Below are 617 nucleotides of genomic sequence, written 5' to 3'. Positions count from 1 at the left end.
GCCCCGGTACCGGCGGGCCCTGGCCCGCTGGCGCTACGGGACGGCGTCCTACAAGGTGGACCTGCTGCTGGACGGGCCCGTTCCGTGGCGCGACCCGCGCGTGGGGCAGGCGGGGACCGTGCACGTGGGCGGGACGCTCGCGGAGATCGATGCTGCGGAGTCGCAGGCCCGGGCGGGGCGGCTGCCGGAGCGCCCGTTCGTGCTCGTGGCGCAGCAGGGGGCCGCCGACCCGTCGCGGGCCCCGGCCGGGCGGCAGGTGCTGTGGGCCTACGCCCACGTCCCGCACGGCTGCGACGACCCGGCGGCCGGGGAGCGGGTGCTCACCCAGCTCGAGCGCTTCGCGCCGGGGGTCCGCGACCGGGTCCTGGCCCGGGTCGACACCCCGCCGTCGGGCCTGCAGGCGTGGAACGGCAACCTCGTGGGCGGGGACATCGGCGGCGGCTCCCTGGACGGGCTGCAGCAGCTGTTCCGGCCCGTCGTGCAGGCCGACCCCTACGCCACCGGGGTGCCCGGCGTCTTCCTGTGCTCGTCCTCCACCCCGCCCGGCGGCGGGGTGCACGGCATGGCCGGCTGCCACGCGGCCCGCTCCGCCCTGCGGGCCCTGGCCCGGCGCGGGA

General features: G+C 79.4%; 1 protein-coding gene. It reads left to right on the top strand.

Features of this window, described 5'->3' with window-relative positions; all coding sequences use genetic code 11:
- A partial coding sequence (locus RF647_RS19100; protein ID WP_368813110.1) for a phytoene desaturase family protein occupies nt 1-617 on the top strand: 617 nt, incomplete at both ends.

This window comes from Kocuria sp. CPCC 205263 (assembly GCF_040981075.1).
In the GTDB taxonomy this organism is placed as follows: Bacteria; Actinomycetota; Actinomycetes; order Actinomycetales; family Micrococcaceae; genus Kocuria; species Kocuria rosea.
The sequence above is the reverse complement of the archived record's forward strand: the minus strand, read 5'-3'. Positions and strand labels throughout refer to the sequence as shown.